General features: G+C 43.6%; 1 pseudogene. It reads right to left on the bottom strand.

What is annotated here, in order from left to right:
- Window positions 1–442: pseudogene (locus R7E78_RS30745) on the bottom strand (hypothetical protein); the annotation flags it as partial.
- Window positions 443–512 lie beyond the last annotated feature (70 nt).

Here is a 512-nt window from a genome sequence, read left to right as displayed (position 1 = left end):
CTGTGATAGGAACTTTGGATGACCAATGATTTTGAATGTTATTGATGTCTTCAGGAGTTATGTTCGAAAGGAGGTCATCTAAGAGTGGAGCAAGGCTGCTAGGCAGATGATGCTTGGTTGACTCGATGAGCCAATAGATCAATACCGCTTCGTGAGCCGTCGTGCTCATCTTCAGAGTTTCGGTTTTTTGGTAACCAAAGGGTTTGTCTCTATCATCCACTATGACATTGGGAAACATGGCACAGATAACGGACAGATTACGTTGGATAGTGCGTAGGGATCGCTGTAAACCAAGCGGTGAAAGTTGAGCTTGGATTTGTTTAGCGGTGATTTTCTTATTGTATGGAATAAGGTTGTAAATCGCCAAGATAAGCTCAAGGTGGTACTGAGTTTGGTTAGGTTGCGTCATGGTAAGCTCAACGAGGTTCGTTCTGTTGAGCATGACGATATCAAAAAGGTGCGACAAAGCTTGTCGTATCAATGTCTTCGGCTAAATTGCTACGACGAACTCT

This window comes from Vibrio sp. YT-19(2023) (genome assembly GCF_033337395.1).
The sequence above is the reverse complement of the archived record's forward strand: the minus strand, read 5'-3'. Positions and strand labels throughout refer to the sequence as shown.